Origin of the sequence: Brucella tritici (assembly GCF_008932295.1) — a bacterium.
In the GTDB taxonomy this organism is placed as follows: Bacteria; Pseudomonadota; Alphaproteobacteria; order Rhizobiales; family Rhizobiaceae; genus Brucella; species Brucella tritici.
In genome coordinates this window covers 1-16616 of the sequence record NZ_WBWA01000046.1, presented here as the reverse complement: position 1 = coordinate 16616, position 16616 = coordinate 1, and the positions used below count along the sequence as shown (strand labels likewise).

Sequence of the window (16616 nt, the reverse complement as noted above, 5' to 3'; positions counted from 1 at the left end):
ATGGCGCAATCATTGCCCACTGCTGGTCATCAAGCCAGAATTCTCCTGCCATGGTCCAAAACTCCCGCTGCAGAAGCGAGTGAATCACGGAGTGCCAGTATGATCAAGAGTCTGATTGGGTTTTGGCCCTAGAGCATTTCCTGTTTTGATTGAATCATTGGAAATGCTCTATCTGTTTGTTTTGAAGCGTGTTTCATCCTGAAACCGGCCCGCTTGCGGGAAGCATGCTTTAATTGGAGACGAAGCCTTAATGATCAAGGGTATAGCGCTTCTATTGTTGTTCCAGCTATTTGGCGAAAGCATCATCTTCATGAGCGGGTTTCCCGTACCAGGCCCTGTTGTGGGGCTCGTGCTTCTGTTCGTGGCCATGCAACTGTGCAAGACATTCAACTGGAAGATTTTTGCCGAAGCTGAAGCAGCAGCGGATGGATTTCTTAGCAATCTCGGTCTGCTCTTCGTTCCGGCCGGCGTTGGGGTGGTGGCGATGTGGAGCCAGATCCAGGGACAAGCCACCGCAATTCTGGCAATCGTCGTTGTCTCGGCAATTCTTACATTGGCGGTGACGGTCTGGACATTCGTTCTTGTGCAGCGCTTCATGGGTCGGAGATAGCGTTATGAAACATCCACTTGAACTATGGGTTTACCTTTCAGCCTCGTCGTTGCTCTGGCTCACTCTCACACTATGTGCATGGATCGTGGCAACACAAATCTCAATGCGGCTGAGGCGCCATCCGCTGGCTAACCCGGTTCTGATTTCCATCGTGCTGCTGTCAAGCTTGCTAGTGATTTTCGATGTTCCCTATGCGAGGTTTTTTGAGGGAGCCCAGTTTATCCACTTCCTGCTTGGTCCAGCTACTGTCGCCATCGCAGTACCTCTATTCCGCCAATGGCATCAGGTGAGGAAAACCCTCATTCCAATGGGGGCCGCATTGGTCGTCGGTTCCTTCTTTGCTGTTTTTTCCATCATCGTGATGGGCAAATGGGCCAATCTCTCCAATGAAGTGTTGATTTCTTTCCTTCCAAAATCGGCAACGGTAGGCGTGGCGATGGCAATTTCCTCCACGCTTGGCGGCACACCGTCGCTTACAGCAGTACTGGTCGTACTGACTGGTATTATTGGAGCACTTGTCGTCACCCCTTTCATGAATGCGATGCGGATAACGGATTATGCCGCACGGGGATTTGCCGTTGGGTTGACATCGCATGGTATTGGAACTGCGCGCGCCTTCGATGTCGACGAAACGGCGGGGCTGTTTGCCGGAATTGCCATGGCCCTGAATGCGATTGCAACCTCGCTTGTGGTTCCGTTGCTCGTCAAACTTATTCTTTGAGCAGTTTATTTTGCCCGAAAAGCGGCTCACCTAATGCAAAAGCGTGGCACTTTGAGTGCCGCGCTTTGGGTTCTCTCGTGAAGATCAGTCAAAATCCCTATCCGTATAGAGCATGGTTTTCTTGACCTCTTCGATATTCTTCACACCCCCAGCATCATGTTGATGGTCAGTTCCTTGTTCAGTTGCTGAATAACGGAGTTGACCCCTTCAGCACCGCCAAGGTTGAGCCCATACAGGATCGGGCGCCCGACAGCGACGATATCGGCACCGCTGGCAAGCGCCTTAAACACATGCGATCCACGGCGAACACCGCTGTCAAACACGATCGGCACACGCTTGTTGACGACCTTGGCAATCGACGGCAACACATCGAAGGATGCGGGGCCACTATCCAGCTGGCGACCGCCATGATTGGACACCCAGATGGCATCCGCTCCGGCCTTGATGACCATGTCAGCATCTTCAGGGGACTGTATGCCTTTCACGATGACTGGCAGATTGGTCAGGTCCTTGACGTATTTGATATCCGTCGGTGTGAAAGCCTGTTTGGCCTGAGCGTAAATTTCACTGATGCCTGCGCCCTTGCCGGTCTTCGAACCGTCGTCATTCTGCTTGGCAAACAGTTCCAGATTAGCGAAGCCTAGCGGAAACTGGAAGCTGTTCTTGATATCGTCTTCACGGTAGCCGCCAATCGGCGAATCGACAGTCAGAATAATGGCCTTCGCACCACTGTCTTTGGCGCGTTTCAGCGTGAACTCGTTAAACGCATTGTTCTTGCTCATATAGAGCTGAAAGAAGAATGGGTTGTCGACAGAGACCTCGGCCACTTCTTCAATTGTCTTATTGCCATAGGTGCCGAGTGAGAAGATGGAACCGGCCTTGGCCATGCCTTTTGCCGTAGCAATCTCACCGTCTTGATGCGCCAGTCCTTGTGCGGCCATCGGGGCCTGAATGACTGGCGTTTTCAGGTTAAGACCAAGAAAACTGGTTGACAAGTCAATGTTCGACAGTTCGATGCCCTGCATAACGCGTGGCATGATATATTTCTTGTCAAACGCGGATGTATTCGAACGGAGGTTCTGCTCATTTTCGGCGCCACCGCGGATATAACCGAAGGCGCCGTTTTCCATGTTGCTTTTAACCTGAGCTTCAAGGTCGTTCAGGTCGACGATTTTAATCGGACCCTCTGCAGTGCTGGCCTTGTCATCGCTGGCGTGAGCAACCCCAAGGGAGAACGCCAGCGCGATCGCACTCAGCGATGCGGCGTATTTTCCGCCGTCTATACTGATCATGACATAGTCTCCTGAGGCATCTCGCGGCCGGATTTGATCCCTAGCGGCCACGGCGATGCCCAAACTCATTGATTGAATCAGATGGTTGAAAGCAACCATTCCGGTTTACTGCTTGATTGCCTCAGCCTGAATTTCAAGCTTGACCATCTTGGTCATGCCTTCCTTTACAAGGAAGTCCACGCCCCATTGGGTGCGATCGATAGTTGCTTCAAAATCGCCACCACAGACTTCTGCCTTGAAGATCGGGCTCTGGTAACAACCGAACTTGGTGGCCGTGAGCTGGATTGGCAGTGTCTTTCCCTTCATGGTCAGATCGCCATCCACCGATACCAGCTTGTTTTCGTCAAAATTCCACTTGGTCGACTTGAACTCAATGGTCGGGAACTTTTCCGCGTCCAGCATGTCAGCACCTGTCACGTGCTTATCAAATGCGGCCATGCCTGTATTCAGCGTCCTGACGGGAATTGAAATATCCATCTTCCCATCCATGGTTTCAGGGTCGAACGAGATATCGCCGTTGATTTCATAGAAACCGCCGCTGTTTGTCGATGTATTGAAGTGATCAATATAGAAAACAGCTTTTGTATGTGTTGGGTCCAGTTTGTAATCCGCAGCCTGGGCAGCCGAGACTGACAGCAACGAGGCTAAGAGTGGCAGTACGAACTTTCTCATGTCCATTTCCTTGTCGAGTTTTAGCCGTGAAGCGTGAATACAGTGATCGCTTCGATGCCTTTGTAAGTAGCTGTGGGGCGCAACGCTGTGTAGTTCGGATTTCGGTACTCAATGTCCTATAAATAGGACGGTTGCTTGCGTTGAAGCGGGGACTGCAGCAGATACAGCCGGTATCACAGGAATTTTCCTGGTAGCTTTGGCCGGCGCATGAAGAGTGTTGCGAGCGCTGCAAGAGCAATGGCAAGACCGATCATGACGAACATGTCGCTATACGCCAGCACGAAAGCCTCCCGTTGAACGGTTCTGGTGAGCATGGCCGTGGCTTGGGCAGTCACCGTCGTCGGATCGCTGTTGTGAGCTTCCAGCATGGCTGCGGTTCGGTCGATGCGACCCTGCACATCCGCAGCGCCACGTTCCAGATGCAGGCCAAGCAGATTGGAATGCAGCTGCTCCTGCATGCGTGTGAATGTACTGACCGCAGCAAGGCCAATGGCTGTGCCAACCGTGCGAACGATATGAACAAGGGAAGCAATCCATGGTATTTCCCTGACGCTGATGTCTTCCGTTATCAGAACCATCAAGGGTATGGCGGTGAATGGTGCGGCGATGGACTGCACGAACAGCGAAGGCAATATCTGATCCGACGTCCATAGATGCGTGAGATCGGACAGCATAAGAACGCCTGCGCCGAACAGCATCAGCCCGAAAGCTGCCAGACTGCGCGGATCCATCCGGTAGGCTAGCCAGGCCACGAATGGCGTCAGAACGATCTGTGGCAAAGCGGAGACCCAGAACATCGTGCCGCTTTCGAGCGCGCGATAGCCCTGAATACGGATCAGGTATTGCGGCAGCAGATAGGCAGAGGTCATCAGCCCGATGCGCAGGCGAACATCAGGAACAGGCTGAAGCCTATATTGCGTCCGGCAAGCAGACGCGGGCTGACCACCGGGTCTGGATGCCGCAATGCATGGATGAGATAAATGCTCAGAAAGAACAGGGCCGAAGCCAGCAGCCCCACGATCAATCCCGATCCAAGCCAGTCGAGGCGATTGCCCTGATCGAGTGCCGTTACCAATGCAGCGAGCCCGAAAGGCAGCGCCAGCAGACCAAAACCATCATGCCTGCGAAAACGCAGGAATTTGATAAGATCGTTGGCACACCCGTAAGCTCCCGCCAGCAGTGTAAGACTGCCGGGTATGATATTGATCCAGAACAGATATTCCCATGACAGATGAGTAATTAGCCACCCCTCGATACTGACAGCGAGGTTTGGCGTCAGTGACGAAGCCAGCGCATAGAGCGACAAGCCGTAAAGTCGCAAATGCTGCGGCAGATGCCGCATGATCACGGCATAAGCCATCGGCATTAGGATACCTGCACTCAGGCCGCGTATCGCCTGAATGCTGATCAGGGTCTGGAGATCGGGACTGAATGGGGCCGCCCAAGATGCAATCGTGAAGATGAGTGCTCCGATCATGACCCCGCGAGCGGGCGAGAGGATCAAGCGCAGCCAGACGGCGGATGGTATGGCGGCCACTTCGGCAACAACATAAGCCGTCGTCAGCCAGCTCGCCTCATCCATGCCAACACCAAGCGCTCCACGAATATCGGCAAGCCCGATATCGGTGAGGCACGAGTTCAACAGGGATGTCATCGTGCCAAGCAGGACGACGGCGACGCCGATCAAAGCAGGCATGTTGGGTAGGCTTGTGGGGCGCGATTGGGCAGAACCCTGAACGGTCGTAGCGGTGGACATGGCTTTTCGGCTCCTGCCGCCTGCCGTCTCAAACGAAGTTTCGCGGCAAGCGGCCCAATTAGCCATTTGATGAGACTGGCTGTCGTCTCAATGCTCTGGTCTGTATGCACGGTTGCCACGACCGACATGCCCGGGCGAAGCAGTTCGTCGAGTTCACCATTCTGTTCAAGCGCGATGCGCACGCCAACGCGCTGAGCCACTTTGGTGAAATTGCCGGTCGCGTTGTCCGGCGGCAGCAGGCTGAATTCCGATCCGGTTGCCGGTGACAACCGCTCCACATGACCGCGCAGTTCCTTGCCCGGGAATGTATCGACCGTCACGTTGACAAGCTGTCCCGGCCTGAACTTAGCCAGCTGCGTTTCCTTGAAATTAGCAACGACATAAAGCTTCGAGACAGGAACGACGGAAACGAGCTGCGACCCGGCCCGCACATATTGTCCTTCGCGCGCCCCGCTGACACCCACAACGCCATCCATCGGTGCTGTGATACGGGTGCGATCCAGGTCGATCTGCGCGAGCCGCAATGCAGCCTGCTGATTGGACAGTTCAGCCTGTGCCCGGTCGGATTGGCTTGCCAGAACGTCCAGCTTCTAACGCTCGGCTGCTATTTCGGCCTGTTTTTCTGCAATCTGCGCTTCGATGCGTTTGACGTCGGCAATCGCGGCTTCCAGCTTTTGCGCTGTCGACCAGCCGTCTTTCGTCAGAGATGTCTGTCGGTGATCTTCACTGACGACGCGCTCGCGGTCGGCGTTGAACGCCGCCAGTCCAGCTTCTGCCTGCTCGATCACACGCTGCTGCAAGGTGATGTTGCTCTGTGCGTTGCGGATTGTGGCCTGTGCGGCGGCTACGCTGCCTTGGCCTGATCCACCTCCTGTGCCTGATACTGGGTCGGATCGATCTGCATCAGCAATTGTCCGATCTTGACGTGCTGGTAATCCTCCACCAGCAGGCGCAAGATGCGTCCGCTAACCTCAGCGCTGACCGGCGTTGTGTCAGCACGCAGATAGGCATTGTCGGTCGTCTGGTTGGTCATGCCTGCCACCCAGCTTCCCCAGCCAAGCGGAATAACAATAGCCAGACCGGTCCCGGCAACAATCACAGATGCGCGCGCAAGACTGAGATAGGCCCGGCGGCGGGGCTTTCCTGCTGCTTTAGCGGGCTCGGGCTTGTCCTTGGCTGGAGCTGGCTGCTGAAAGAGAACAACTGGCTTGTTCATAACACGCAGTTCCTGAGTTGATTGTCTGAATTGATTTCCGACGATGAGAACCGAAAGGCGAAGCCGGAGCTTCGCCTTCAGATCCGACACAGAGCGGGTATCGTTAGTTCTGGAAGCTGGAAGGTGAAGCATCACCAAAGCGATGTGCCGAGCCGTTCTCTGTGACCTCTTTTGCGGGAACGATCGCCGCCGTGCTGGTAAAGTCGAGCTTGAGGAACGAAGAGTTCACATTCGGTCCGGGCAGAACAAATGCCTTGTCCTGTGCGGCCATGGCTTCCGGCTGGCCGACGAATGGGTTTTCAGCCAGAGCGGCACCGGTGCTAAGAACAATTGCGGTAATAGCAAAAGCGATCTTTTTCATTTTCTGTCTCCTTGGGACTTTGTTTTGGCTTGTGAAAATCAAAGCCGTTTGATGGAGCGAATATGGTACGCTGCCTTTTATGATTGAAATGATTTGTTATAATTTGAATTATGAGCAGCATATTATAATATCGACCTCAATCTCACCCAGTCGGCGGTCAGTCATGCTCTTGGAAAATTGCGTCAGCTGCCGTCAGATGAACTGTTCGTGCGCGGCCCACAGGGTATGCATCCAACACCACGCGCCGAAGAGCTGGCGCAGCCGCTGCGTTTGGCTCTTGCAGACATATCGGCAGCACTTTCACCAGTTCAGTTCGATCCCGCCACGGCGGATATGAGCTTTGTGGTTGCCACTTCCGATTTCTATATCGGCACGCTCTTTCCTGCCGTCATGGAACGGCTCGAAAAGGAAGCGCCGGGCATCCGGCTTCTTCCGGCCTGCTGACAATTGAAGCACTCGGGCAGTATCCGCACACTGATGTCTTGTTGTCAGGTCATGCGGCAATGGAAGCTGCCGGCATGCAAGAGCAGGAAGGCCTTGAGCGAGCGTTTGTAACCAGCAATCCGCCATTTCTTGAGGGGCTGCTACGGGAGGTCGGTCTGTCACGCCGTATTGGCGCAACGGTTTCCCTCATTCTTGCCGTACCGCCGCTTGTCGCGGCGACCAATATGATCGCCCTGTTACCGCGCAGTGTCGCGGAAACCTACAAAGATACTTACGGTCTCGTTCTGCATGAGGCGCCCTATCCGTTGCCAGCCACTCAGATCAACGTGCTGTCGCACAATACTTTCGGGGCGCATCCGGCTGTTGCCTGGCTGCGCTCTGTTCTGCGCGAAGCGATAACAGCTTCCCAAGCCTGACTCATCAGAAATGACAAAAACGCCGGGCTATGGCCCGGCGTTCTCTTGCAACGTTCCAACCGACAAGCAAAGCTCGCTTACCGGAATTGTCGCGGCGGCTTATTGGCCGGACGTCATTGTGTTGTAGCTGGTGATCAGGTTGCGATAATCCGGAATGTGGTTTGCAAACAGCGTACCCAGACCTTCAATATCGTTGCGCCAGTCGCGATGCAGTTCGCAAGCCACACCGAACCAGGTCATCAGTTGCACACCGGCTGCGCTCATGCGGTCCCAGGCCGAATGTCGGGTTACTTCACTAAAAGTACCTGACGCATCGGTGACGACAAAGACGTCGAAACCAGCCTCGATGGCAGACAATGCCGGGAAGGCCACGCAGACTTCGGTCACGACACCGGCGATCAGCAACTGCTTCTTGCCGGTAGCCTTCACCGCCTTGACGAACTCTTCATTGTCCCAGGCGTTGATCTGTCCGGGTCGGGCAATGTAAGGCGCATCAGGAAACGCTTCCTTCAGTTCCGGCACCAATGGGCCGTTCGGGCCGTTTTCAAAACTGGTAGTCAGAATGGTCGGCAGCTTGAAATACCTGGCGAGATCGGCGAGCGCCAGCACATTGTTCTTGAATTTGTCCGGGTCGAAATCCCGTACCAGTGACAACAGACCGGTCTGGTGATCGATGAGAAGAACAGCAACATCATCCTTGTTGAGGCGTACATATGGCTTGGTCATCGACGTTTCCTTTCAGGAAGTCAGAGGATAGATCGCCACCCGTATATTCGTGTAACGTTTGGCGTTGGTGGAATGAATGAAAGCTATCTCAGCAACGAAAAGCGCAAAAGATTGTCAAAATCGACGCTGCGTTCTATTAATGGAACGATGGAAGACCTGAACGATCTTTATTACTTTGTGCAGGTGGTTGATCATGGCGGCTTCGCGCAGGCAGGCCGCGCCATCGGCCTGCAAAAATCGAAACTGAGCCGCCGTATCGCGATTCTGGAGGAACGGCTGGGCGTCCGCCTGATCCAGCGCTCGTCGCGCCATTTTTCCGTTACCGATATCGGGCGTGAATATTATCGCCGCTGTCTGGCAGTTCTGGTTGAAGCGGAAGCTGCCACTGCTTTCATCGCGCAACATCGCGACGAGCCGCAAGGCGTGGTTCGGTTAAGCTGCCCGACAGCGCTGATTTCATTCCAGTTCGGGGCGTTATTTGCCAAGTTTCTCACAGCCTATCCGAAGGTGGACCTTCATCTGGAAAGCACCAATCGCCGTGTTGACGTGATCGGCGAACGTTTCGATGTTTCGATCCGCGTGCGGTTTCCGCCGCTGGAGCAAACCGATCTTTTGATGCGCAAATTGGACGACAGTTCGCAGTATCTGGTCGCGCGGCCCGGCTTCCTCAATGAACCTGTGACCACACCGGCTGATCTGGTGGGGCTACCAAGCCTTGCATGGACATCAGCCTCCCATAATTATGAATGGCGGCTTGAAAAGCACAATGGCGAGCGCGCCGTCATTCCGCACCGTCCCCGCTTCCTGACTGACGACATGGCTGCCTTGCGCGATGCCGCGCTCGACGGTGCCGGGATCGTGCAGCTGCCGACCATGATGATCTGGCGTGACCTTGCCGCAGGCACATTGGTGCCCGTCTTGCCCGAATGGCGCCCGGCTGCGGGCATCGTGCATGCTGTATTTCCCTCGCGGCGTGGCCTGCTGCCTTCGGTGCGTACCCTGATCGACTTTCTGGCGCGGGAATGTGCCGTTCAGCGCAAGGCCATCGATGAAACTATTCTTTAGCCAGCGGTAGACGATACGTTGGAGAAGGTCTCTGGGTCGTCATGACCTGTGTTCGCTTGCGGATAGAGCGGCATACTCTTCGACCAAAAAATCGAGAAGTGCTCGCACCGAAGGCAGCAGGCCACGCCGCGAGGGAAAGGCAGCATGGATGATGCCGCTGCGGGGTGCCCAGTCGGGCAGAAGATCAACCAACCGCCCAGCCTTTATATCATCACGGACAACCATTGTGGGAAACTGGCAAACACCAATGCCTTGAAGTGCGGCCAGTCGCAGCGCAACCATATCTTCCGTGATCAGCAGCGGTTGATAGGGAATTTCAGCCGTGGAGCCGTTTGGGCCAAGCAGGTTCCATTCAAAACTGTTGTGGGATGATCCCCAGGCAAGGCCCGGCATGTCGACAAGGTCGGCGGGGACGGCGTTGCACCCCTCCTTGACGAATATGGGGCTGGCCACCAGTCGCTGTTCGCTTTCCGCCAGCTTGCGGATGAGTAGGTCACTGTCCTCCAGTGGTGGAAAGCGGACGCGGATCGCGAGATCGAAGCCTTCGCGGATAACATCCACGCGCCGGTTTGTGCTTTTCAGATGTATCTTTACCTTTGGGTATCGCGCCATAAAACGGGCGATCATTTCACCGGCCTGGAAATGAATGACCGATGCCGGGCAACTCACCCGCACCGTGCCTTGCGGTTCCGTGCGCATTCTGTCGATCACATCCAGTGCGGCATCGGCCTCAACCATCATCGCCAGACAATGCCGATAAAATTCCCGGCCGATATCCGTCACGGCAAATTGTCGGGTGGTGCGCTGGATAAGTCTGACACCGAGATCATCTTCGAGCAGGGCGATCCGGCGGCTTAGCCTGGAGCGCGGCATATCCAGTTTTCGGGACGCAGCGGAAAAGCCGCCTTGCTCCACGACTTCCACATAAAGCCGCATATCGTTGAGATCAGCCATGGCCTGGCCTTTCATTGTCCTGTTTTCAGGACAGTATAGCCTGAACTTCGACCTACCGGTCAATTTGTTCCAGATTTATTTTGCTCTCAGACAGTCAATTCAGTGTCCGCAAGGCAACGAAATAAATCGGGAAGATCGAGATGAGACAGGTTATCGGCATTTACAGCAGCTCATCGCCCCATTGGGTGGGTGATGGGTTTCCGGTTCGCTCCATGGTTTCCCATGCGATAATGGGCGAACACATCAGCCCCTTCTTGCATCTTGATTATGCCGGGCCGGAACAGTTTGCACCCACGGCAACCCCGCGCGGTGTTGGCAGCCATCCCCATCGTGGTTTCGAAACCGTGACCATTGTCTATCAGGGCGAAGTTGAACATCGTGATTCCACTGGAAGCGGAGGCATGATCGGTCCCGGTGATGTACAATGGATGACTGCTGCCGCCGGGATTTTGCACGAGGAGCGCCATTCGAAGGCGTTTACCGAACAGGGAGGCACGCTGGAAATGGTGCAGCTCTGGGTCAACCTGCCTGCCAAGGACAAGTCCGCGTCCGCCGCTTACCAGACAGTGCTCGACCGGGATATTCCGACCGTGACCCTGCCGGATGAAGCTGGAATTGTCCGTGTCATAGCCGGGAACTATGCCGGACATGCCGGACCAGCACGCACCTTCACGCCGATTGATCTATGGGACCTGCGCCTGAAACAGGGCGGAAGCGTTGTGTTTGATCTTCCCGATCAACATACGACCGGCCTGGCAATCTTGCACGGAACGATCACCGTCAACGGCAACAGATCGGCACGGTATGCGCAATTCGTTCTGCTCGACCGAAAGGGTGGCAGTTTCGAGGTTACGGCTGACAGCGACGCAACCGTCCTTCTGCTGAGCGGCGAACCGCTTGAAGAGCCTGTCGCCATGCGCGGCCCTTTCGTCATGAACACAAATGAAGAATTGCAGGATGCTTTCGCGGATTTCCGAACAGGGAAATTCGGCACCATTCCTGCCTGATCCATTCCCGTGGTGTCAGTACGAACCACGGGTATCCCCGGACCGGAAATGCTTTCGGCCCTGAACAAGTCCAAGCCTGAAGAAGGAGACTTAAAATGAGCAGCCCAGCTAACTTTAATGGCCAGCGTCCGGTTATCGATCCCAATGACGCCGTCATGCTTCTGATCGACCATCAGAGCGGCCTGTTTCAGACCGTCGCAGACATGCCGATGCCTGTTTTGCGCAATCATGCGGCCGCGCTTGCCAGGATGGCCACGCTGACCAGGATGCCCGTTATCACCACGGCATCCGTGCCGCAGGGCCCCAATGGTCCGCTGATCCCCGAGATTCATGAGAACGCCCCTCATGCCAAATATGTAGCGCGCCGTGGCGAGATCAACGCATGGGACAATCCGGATTTTGTTGCTGCCGTAAAGGCCACTGGCCGCAAGACCCTGATCATTGCAGGCACCATCACCAGCGTTTGCATGGCCTTCCCGGCAATCAGCGCCGTTCAGGATGGTTACAAAGTTTTCGCCGTGGTGGACGCATCCGGTACCTATTCCAAGATGGCGCAGGAAATCACGCTGGCCCGTGTTGTTCAGGCCGGTGTCGTGCCTATGGATACGGCTGCGGTGGCTTCGGAACTCCAGAAGACATGGCATCGTGACGATGCGCAGGAATGGGCCAATGTCTACACCAGGATTTTCCCTCCCTATCAGCTTCTCATCGAAAGCTACATGAAGGCACAGGAAGTCGAAAAGAACCACGAACAGCTCGATTCACAGCGCGGCTGATGAAACCGAAGCACAGAAGGGCGGCAGGCAACTGCCGCCCTTCTGTTCGCAAGCGCTATATTATCACGCTTCGGATGTTCCCACATCTCCGGCAGTATCAAGGCATCGTGCCGTAGCGCTTTGCTATACGCACGAGTATGGCGTTGAGATCGAGAATAACAGGACGCAGATCATTCCTTCGCCACGCGAGCGCGGAGGGAGTTGGGGGAAGATCGATTTCGACAAAACTGATACCTGGTGTCGTGTAGTAGTTCCCTGCGCGTTTTGTCAGCATCACCAACCCCTGTCGTGAGGCAACCGCAGCAATGGCCTCGCGGATGGTGCGCACCACCGGACCTTGGGCAATGGGCTTCCCGTAAGGTGTGTGTTTGGGGAAATGGAAGTTGTCCCATTCCTCCGTCACTGATCCGGGTGTAATCCGAACCAGCGTTTCCTCGGCGAGATATTCGGGGTTGAGCAGCGAGAACCTTGTAAACGGATGACCGTCTGGCACGCACAACATGCGCTGATCGCGCATTACCACCGGTCCATGCTGCAGGCTGTCGATCCTCAATGGCAGGCGGCAAAATCCTGTATCCACAGTCCCGTCAGCAATCGCTGAAAACTGATTGAGATAGGATAATTCGACAAATTCGAGTTCTATATCAGGGTGTTGCTCCGCAAATTCCATGACCAGCGGCGAATGGAGTTCGTAGAAACCGCCGCCGAGAAATCCGATCCGCAATTGCCGCAACTTGCCTGCGGCCTGTCTTTTGCAATCCATATAGGCCGCACGCAGAGCTATGATAGCAGGTTCGCTGCCGTTCTTCAGATTCTCACCAAGCCGGGTCAGTGAAACTCGACGGCTGGTGCGATCGAAAAGTGCGCCCCCGATGATCTTTTCCAGCGATTTGATTGTTTCTGAAACACTGGATTGGCTCATTCCAACCTTTTCGGCCGCTCGACCGAAATGAAGCTCCTGCGCTACGGCCAGAAAGCATTCCAGCTGGCGTAATTCCATGATTTGCCTCGGACTATTATCTCCATGGGCGATAGATGCCCATTCTTTACGCAGGTTATGATAGCGGTTTCATTGCGGGAAAATCAATCGGAATTTCCGATTGATTGGTCTCAAAATGCGCCTTGATCGAACTCTTCCAGCATGAAAATGAAATGAAACATCGGAATATTAGCGGGATTATAAGGAGGAGTTATGACATCTCACACGTCCTATGCCGAGGTTATACTCAATGGATCGGCAGAACCGATTGAATTCTTCGTCGAAGGAAGCCGGATACAGGGCACATTCTACAAGCCAGCGGCGACGGCGCAGAAGCTGCCGGTCGTGGTTTTTGCCCATGGCTGGGGTATGGTGGCTGGCGGTGACCTTGAGGACTATGCAGCAAAGGCTGTCAACGCGGGTCTCATGGCTTTGACGTTCGATTTTCGTAATCTCGGTCTTAGCGAAGGTACACCTCGTCAGGAGATTGATCCGCATCGCCAGGTTGAAGACATCCGCGCTGCCATCTCCTATGTGCGCAGTCGTTCGGATGTTGATCATGACAAGATCGGTCTCTGGGGGTCGAGCTATAGTGGGGGCCACGCCCTTTACGTTGCGGCCATTGACAGGCGCGTGAAATGTGTCGTCGCCCAGGTTCCCACCATCAGCGGTTTTCGTGCTGCAAGGCGTCGCGTAAGTGGTGACAAGGCGCCAGCCATGCGCCTTGCGTTCGAGGCTGATCGTGAAGCGCGTTTTGCCGGTGCGGCTCCAGTGATGATCCAGACCGTCGCTTCAGACCCCAACGCACGCGTTGCCTATCCGGGACGAGATTCTCACGATTACATGATGAGCGAAGCAGAACGTTGCCCGAGTTGGGTCAATGAAATCACTCTGCGATCTCTGGAACTCGCCCGTACCTACGAACCGGGAGCCTATATCACACGAATCGCACCGACGCCGATGTTGATGATTGTAGCAACCGATGACGCGCTGACGCCGAGTGACTTGCAGCAAGAAGCTTTCAATGAAGCTTACCAGCCTAAAAAGCTCATGCTTCTGCCGGGCGGACATTACACCGTCTATCGAGAACATTTCGACAAGACAAGCACCGCTGCAGCCGAGTGGTTTGCAGAACACCTGCTGTGACGCAGCACACATTGAGTTCAGGGAGGATATTAAATGACGACAACGATTGCGAGGCAACAGCGCCTTAAATCGCTGCGTGCTGTTTCCGCAGGCAATGCACTCGAATGGTTCGACTGGACGCTGTACGGAATTTTCTCAGTTTATCTCGCACGCAACCTGTTCGACAATTCAGACAAGGCATCTGCCTTGCTCGCCACGTTGGCGGTTTTTGCCGGAGGGTTCATCGCCCGTCCGATAGGCGGATGGGTGTTTGGAATGCTGGGTGACCGTTATGGCCGCAAGCTCACGCTGGTGCTGACCATGAGTCTGCTGGCCCTTACCAGTCTTGGTATTGCGGTTATTCCCTCTTATGAAACAATCGGGGTGGGCGCGTCTGTCCTCTTGTTTATCTGCCGTCTTACACAAGGACTGGCTCATGGCGGGGAATCGGGAGTTGCATTCGCCTATGTGGCCGAAATTGCGCCCAAAGAGCGTCGCGGTTTCTGGTCGAGCAGCGTGTTTGTCAGTGTAACGGTCGGTGTGATGGCCGCCACTGCACTCGCGGCACTTCTGAGCTCTTTGCTCGGTCCGGAGGCCATGGAGGCCTGGGGCTGGCGGGCGGGTTTTGCGACAGGGGCATTGCTTGGACTTTACGCACTGATCCTGCGTCGCAGTGCTGCTGAATCCGAAGTCTTTGAAGCTGCTTCCGAAGATAATGGCCGTGCAAAACTGGAAATCACCGGACGTCAGGCTGCTCGGATCGCTGTTAACATCATCATGCTGGGCGCCGCAACGAATGCGGCCTACTATACCTGGGTTACCTTTGCACCAGCGACGGCAATAGCCACGCGTGGCATGGATCCTTCGGGAGCATATTTTGCCAGCCTGCTTGCCCAGATCGTCTGCATCATCTGGCTACCGATTTGTGGCTTGCTGTCCGACCGCTTCGGCCGCAAACCGATGGTCATGGCCTGGGGGCTTGCTGTCATCATCTTCACGATTCCGATCGACCGCATCGTTACCAGCGAACCGTGGACACTGTTTGTTGCCCAGTTGATGGGACTCGGTTCATGGGCGCTCCTCGCGGCTATTTTCCCGGCCCTGATGGCGGAGCAGATTCCCACGCAGGCAAGAGCTCGGGGAATCGGTTTTGTAACCTCCTTTTCGGTGGCGATTTTCGGAGGCACAGCGCCCTATCTCAATACATGGCTCAATTCTACGGGACATGGGCATATTTATCTCGGTTATGTGATGGTGCTTGGCCTTGTTGCCTGTGTGGCGTCGATGATGATCCGAGAAACCGCAGGTGTCGATCTTAACGATATTACGGTTCCAGCCTCCGGCAAAAATGGAACCCAGAATGAGATTGTTCCCGACAGTGTTTGATCCAGTTTCAAGACTAAAACGTGCTCTTCAATATTGAAGTGAATGCACAGACTGCAAGCTGATGTGCGAAGACCCAGCGATTTAAGCAGTATATGCGTAAATTGCTTTAATGAACAGGAAAATACCTATGAAGAATACTAATCCCACCGATCTCAATGGCAAAGTAGCTGTCGTAACAGGAGCCAATGGTGGCATTGGTCGTGCGACAGTGGAAGCTCTATGCGCTCAGGGAGCCCACGTCGTCATGACGGATATGAAACAGCCCGAAAATCTGCCCGCAGGAGCAGAGTTCCAGTTTCTGGACGTCACAGATGTGGAAGCTCTGCGCAATCTTGCCGGGACGGTCGCCGCCAAACATGGCTCGTTGGATATTTGGGTGAACAATGCTGGCATGTTGAACCGGCAAGATTCGCTCGAACTCGAGCTTGACAATTGGCTCAAGACCCAAGCCGTCAACCTTCAGGGCACGTTCTTCGGCGCACAGGCCGCGGCCAGACAGATGGCAAAGCAAGGCAGCGGCGTGATCGTCAACCTGTCTAGCTATGCAGGCGTCAAGGCTCGTCCCAACTGCGCTGACTATGCGTCCGCCAAAGCTGGTGTTGCCCATCTGACCAAATGTCTTGCACTGGAATGGGGGCATCTCGGCATTCGGGTCAACGCCATTGCGCCGGGCTATATCGAAACGCCAATGAGCAGTTGGATGCACGGAGATCCCGAAAACTATAAAACCTATCTTACGAAAATTCCGGTCGGCCGTTTGGGGCAGCCTGAAGAAATCGCCAAGACCGTTGTTTACCTGGCTTCAGATCTTGCCTCCTATGTGACCGGACATGTCGTGGCAGCGGATGGTGGAGCTTCCAAATCCTGACTGATGCAATGGACATAATCCGACCAGAGTGAAACGAGGGTCGATAAGATTATGTTTGGATTATAAGTGGTTAGAACGACGATCGGATCCAATCAAGACCGAAACGCGCTCTAGGTGTTTGGTCCCAGCATGTGATGGTGCGGTTTGACGATAAAGGCTTCTGGCTTTGATTTCCAGAGTTCCTGAATTGCTTCATAGGGTGTTTTGAACTTCAAGGCTTTGAGTTGTTTGGCAAAGTTGTA

General features: G+C 54.7%; 21 protein-coding genes and 1 pseudogene. 10 read left to right on the top strand and 12 right to left on the bottom strand.

All coding sequences use genetic code 11. The features are described from left to right. Positions 1–250 precede the first annotated feature (250 nt). Both F9K91_RS24560 and F9K91_RS24555 read left to right on the top strand, forming a co-directional pair. Entirely contained in the window at positions 251–610 is a 360-nt protein-coding gene (locus F9K91_RS24560; protein WP_151678982.1) for a CidA/LrgA family protein, read from the top strand. Between the two features lie 4 nt (positions 611–614). Continuing rightward, positions 615–1331, top strand: coding sequence for an LrgB family protein (locus F9K91_RS24555; protein ID WP_151678981.1), 717 nt, complete (start codon positions 615–617; stop codon positions 1329–1331). 140 nt (positions 1332–1471) lie between these two features. Here F9K91_RS24555 and F9K91_RS24550 read toward each other — a convergent pair whose 3' ends face one another. The 8 genes from F9K91_RS24550 to F9K91_RS24515 all read right to left on the bottom strand — a co-directional run bounded on the left by F9K91_RS24550 (position 1472) and on the right by F9K91_RS24515 (position 6628). Beyond that, positions 1472–2623, bottom strand: a complete 1152-nt coding sequence (locus F9K91_RS24550; protein WP_235913432.1) for a lactate oxidase — start codon at positions 2621–2623, stop codon at positions 1472–1474. A 105-nt stretch (positions 2624–2728) separates the two neighbouring features. Next, the gene (locus F9K91_RS24545) at positions 2729–3295 is read right to left on the bottom strand and encodes a YceI family protein (RefSeq protein ID WP_151678980.1); all 567 of its coding nucleotides are present in this window, start codon (positions 3293–3295) and stop codon (positions 2729–2731) included. A 173-nt stretch (positions 3296–3468) separates the two neighbouring features. Continuing rightward, positions 3469–4164: an MFS transporter gene (locus F9K91_RS24540; RefSeq protein WP_151678979.1), complete on the bottom strand. Its 696-nt coding sequence runs from the start codon at positions 4162–4164 to the stop codon at positions 3469–3471. Continuing rightward, the gene (locus F9K91_RS24535) at positions 4164–5051 is read right to left on the bottom strand and encodes an MFS transporter (RefSeq protein ID WP_167522282.1); all 888 of its coding nucleotides are present in this window, start codon (positions 5049–5051) and stop codon (positions 4164–4166) included. The genes F9K91_RS24540 and F9K91_RS24535 overlap by 1 nt, the downstream gene beginning before the upstream one ends. Then, positions 4979–5575, bottom strand: coding sequence for an HlyD family secretion protein (locus tag F9K91_RS24530; RefSeq protein ID WP_151678977.1), 597 nt, complete (start codon positions 5573–5575; stop codon positions 4979–4981). The genes F9K91_RS24535 and F9K91_RS24530 overlap by 73 nt, the downstream gene beginning before the upstream one ends. Positions 5576–5641: 66 nt before the next feature. Continuing rightward, a complete protein-coding gene (locus F9K91_RS24525) occupies positions 5642–5851 on the bottom strand; it encodes a hypothetical protein (protein WP_151678976.1) in 210 nt (69 codons plus the stop codon). Positions 5852–5895: 44 nt separating this feature from the next. Continuing rightward, a complete protein-coding gene (locus tag F9K91_RS24520; protein ID WP_167522281.1) occupies positions 5896–6267 on the bottom strand; it encodes an HlyD family secretion protein in 372 nt (123 codons plus the stop codon). Between the two features lie 103 nt (positions 6268–6370). Continuing rightward, positions 6371–6628, bottom strand: coding sequence for a hypothetical protein (locus tag F9K91_RS24515; protein WP_151678974.1), 258 nt, complete (start codon positions 6626–6628; stop codon positions 6371–6373). 129 nt (positions 6629–6757) lie between these two features. Here F9K91_RS24515 and F9K91_RS24510 point away from each other — a divergent pair, with 129 nt between their 5' ends. Together F9K91_RS24510 and F9K91_RS24505 are read left to right on the top strand one after the other, a co-directional pair. After that, complete coding sequence (locus F9K91_RS24510) at positions 6758–7072, top strand: LysR family transcriptional regulator (RefSeq protein ID WP_151678973.1); 315 nt, start codon at positions 6758–6760, stop codon at positions 7070–7072. After that, positions 7066–7488 carry a LysR substrate-binding domain-containing protein gene (locus F9K91_RS24505; protein ID WP_412842205.1) on the top strand — a complete coding sequence of 141 codons (423 nt, stop codon included), beginning with the start codon at positions 7066–7068 and terminating at the stop codon, positions 7486–7488. Before F9K91_RS24510 ends, F9K91_RS24505 begins: the two co-directional genes overlap by 7 nt. Positions 7489–7587: 99 nt before the next feature. Here the strand turns inward: F9K91_RS24505 and ycaC are convergent, their stop codons facing one another. Beyond that, the gene (gene ycaC / locus F9K91_RS24500) at positions 7588–8214 is read right to left on the bottom strand and encodes an isochorismate family cysteine hydrolase YcaC (RefSeq protein ID WP_151678971.1); all 627 of its coding nucleotides are present in this window, start codon (positions 8212–8214) and stop codon (positions 7588–7590) included. 147 nt (positions 8215–8361) lie between these two features. Here ycaC and F9K91_RS24495 point away from each other — a divergent pair, with 147 nt between their 5' ends. Then, positions 8362–9279 carry a LysR substrate-binding domain-containing protein gene (locus tag F9K91_RS24495; protein ID WP_012093321.1) on the top strand — a complete coding sequence of 306 codons (918 nt, stop codon included), beginning with the start codon at positions 8362–8364 and terminating at the stop codon, positions 9277–9279. A 39-nt stretch (positions 9280–9318) separates the two neighbouring features. On the opposite strand, the gene F9K91_RS24490 is transcribed toward F9K91_RS24495, so the two are convergent. After that, positions 9319–10233, bottom strand: a complete 915-nt coding sequence (locus F9K91_RS24490; RefSeq protein ID WP_208852730.1) for a LysR family transcriptional regulator — start codon at positions 10231–10233, stop codon at positions 9319–9321. Between the two features lie 140 nt (positions 10234–10373). On the opposite strand from F9K91_RS24490, the gene F9K91_RS24485 reads away from it, so the two are divergent. Further along, a complete protein-coding gene (locus F9K91_RS24485; protein ID WP_151678969.1) occupies positions 10374–11240 on the top strand; it encodes a pirin family protein in 867 nt (288 codons plus the stop codon). 95 nt (positions 11241–11335) lie between these two features. Next, positions 11336–12016, top strand: a complete 681-nt coding sequence (locus F9K91_RS24480) for a hydrolase (RefSeq protein ID WP_151678968.1) — start codon at positions 11336–11338, stop codon at positions 12014–12016. A 97-nt stretch (positions 12017–12113) separates the two neighbouring features. On the opposite strand, the gene F9K91_RS24475 is transcribed toward F9K91_RS24480, so the two are convergent. Then, the gene (locus F9K91_RS24475; protein ID WP_151678967.1) at positions 12114–13016 is read right to left on the bottom strand and encodes a LysR family transcriptional regulator; all 903 of its coding nucleotides are present in this window, start codon (positions 13014–13016) and stop codon (positions 12114–12116) included. Between the two features lie 192 nt (positions 13017–13208). On the opposite strand from F9K91_RS24475, the gene F9K91_RS24470 reads away from it, so the two are divergent. The 3 genes from F9K91_RS24470 to F9K91_RS24460 all read left to right on the top strand — a co-directional run bounded on the left by F9K91_RS24470 (position 13209) and on the right by F9K91_RS24460 (position 16374). Beyond that, entirely contained in the window at positions 13209–14141 is a 933-nt protein-coding gene (locus tag F9K91_RS24470) for an alpha/beta hydrolase (protein WP_151678966.1), read from the top strand. Positions 14142–14174: 33 nt separating this feature from the next. Further along, complete coding sequence (locus F9K91_RS24465) at positions 14175–15506, top strand: MFS transporter (RefSeq protein WP_151678965.1); 1332 nt, start codon at positions 14175–14177, stop codon at positions 15504–15506. 127 nt (positions 15507–15633) lie between these two features. After that, on the top strand, positions 15634–16374 hold the full coding sequence (locus F9K91_RS24460; RefSeq protein WP_151678964.1) for an SDR family NAD(P)-dependent oxidoreductase: 741 nt from the start codon (positions 15634–15636) through the stop codon (positions 16372–16374). Positions 16375–16484: 110 nt separating this feature from the next. Here F9K91_RS24460 and F9K91_RS24455 read toward each other — a convergent pair. Then, positions 16485–16616, bottom strand: a pseudogene (locus F9K91_RS24455) (IS481 family transposase); the annotation flags it as partial.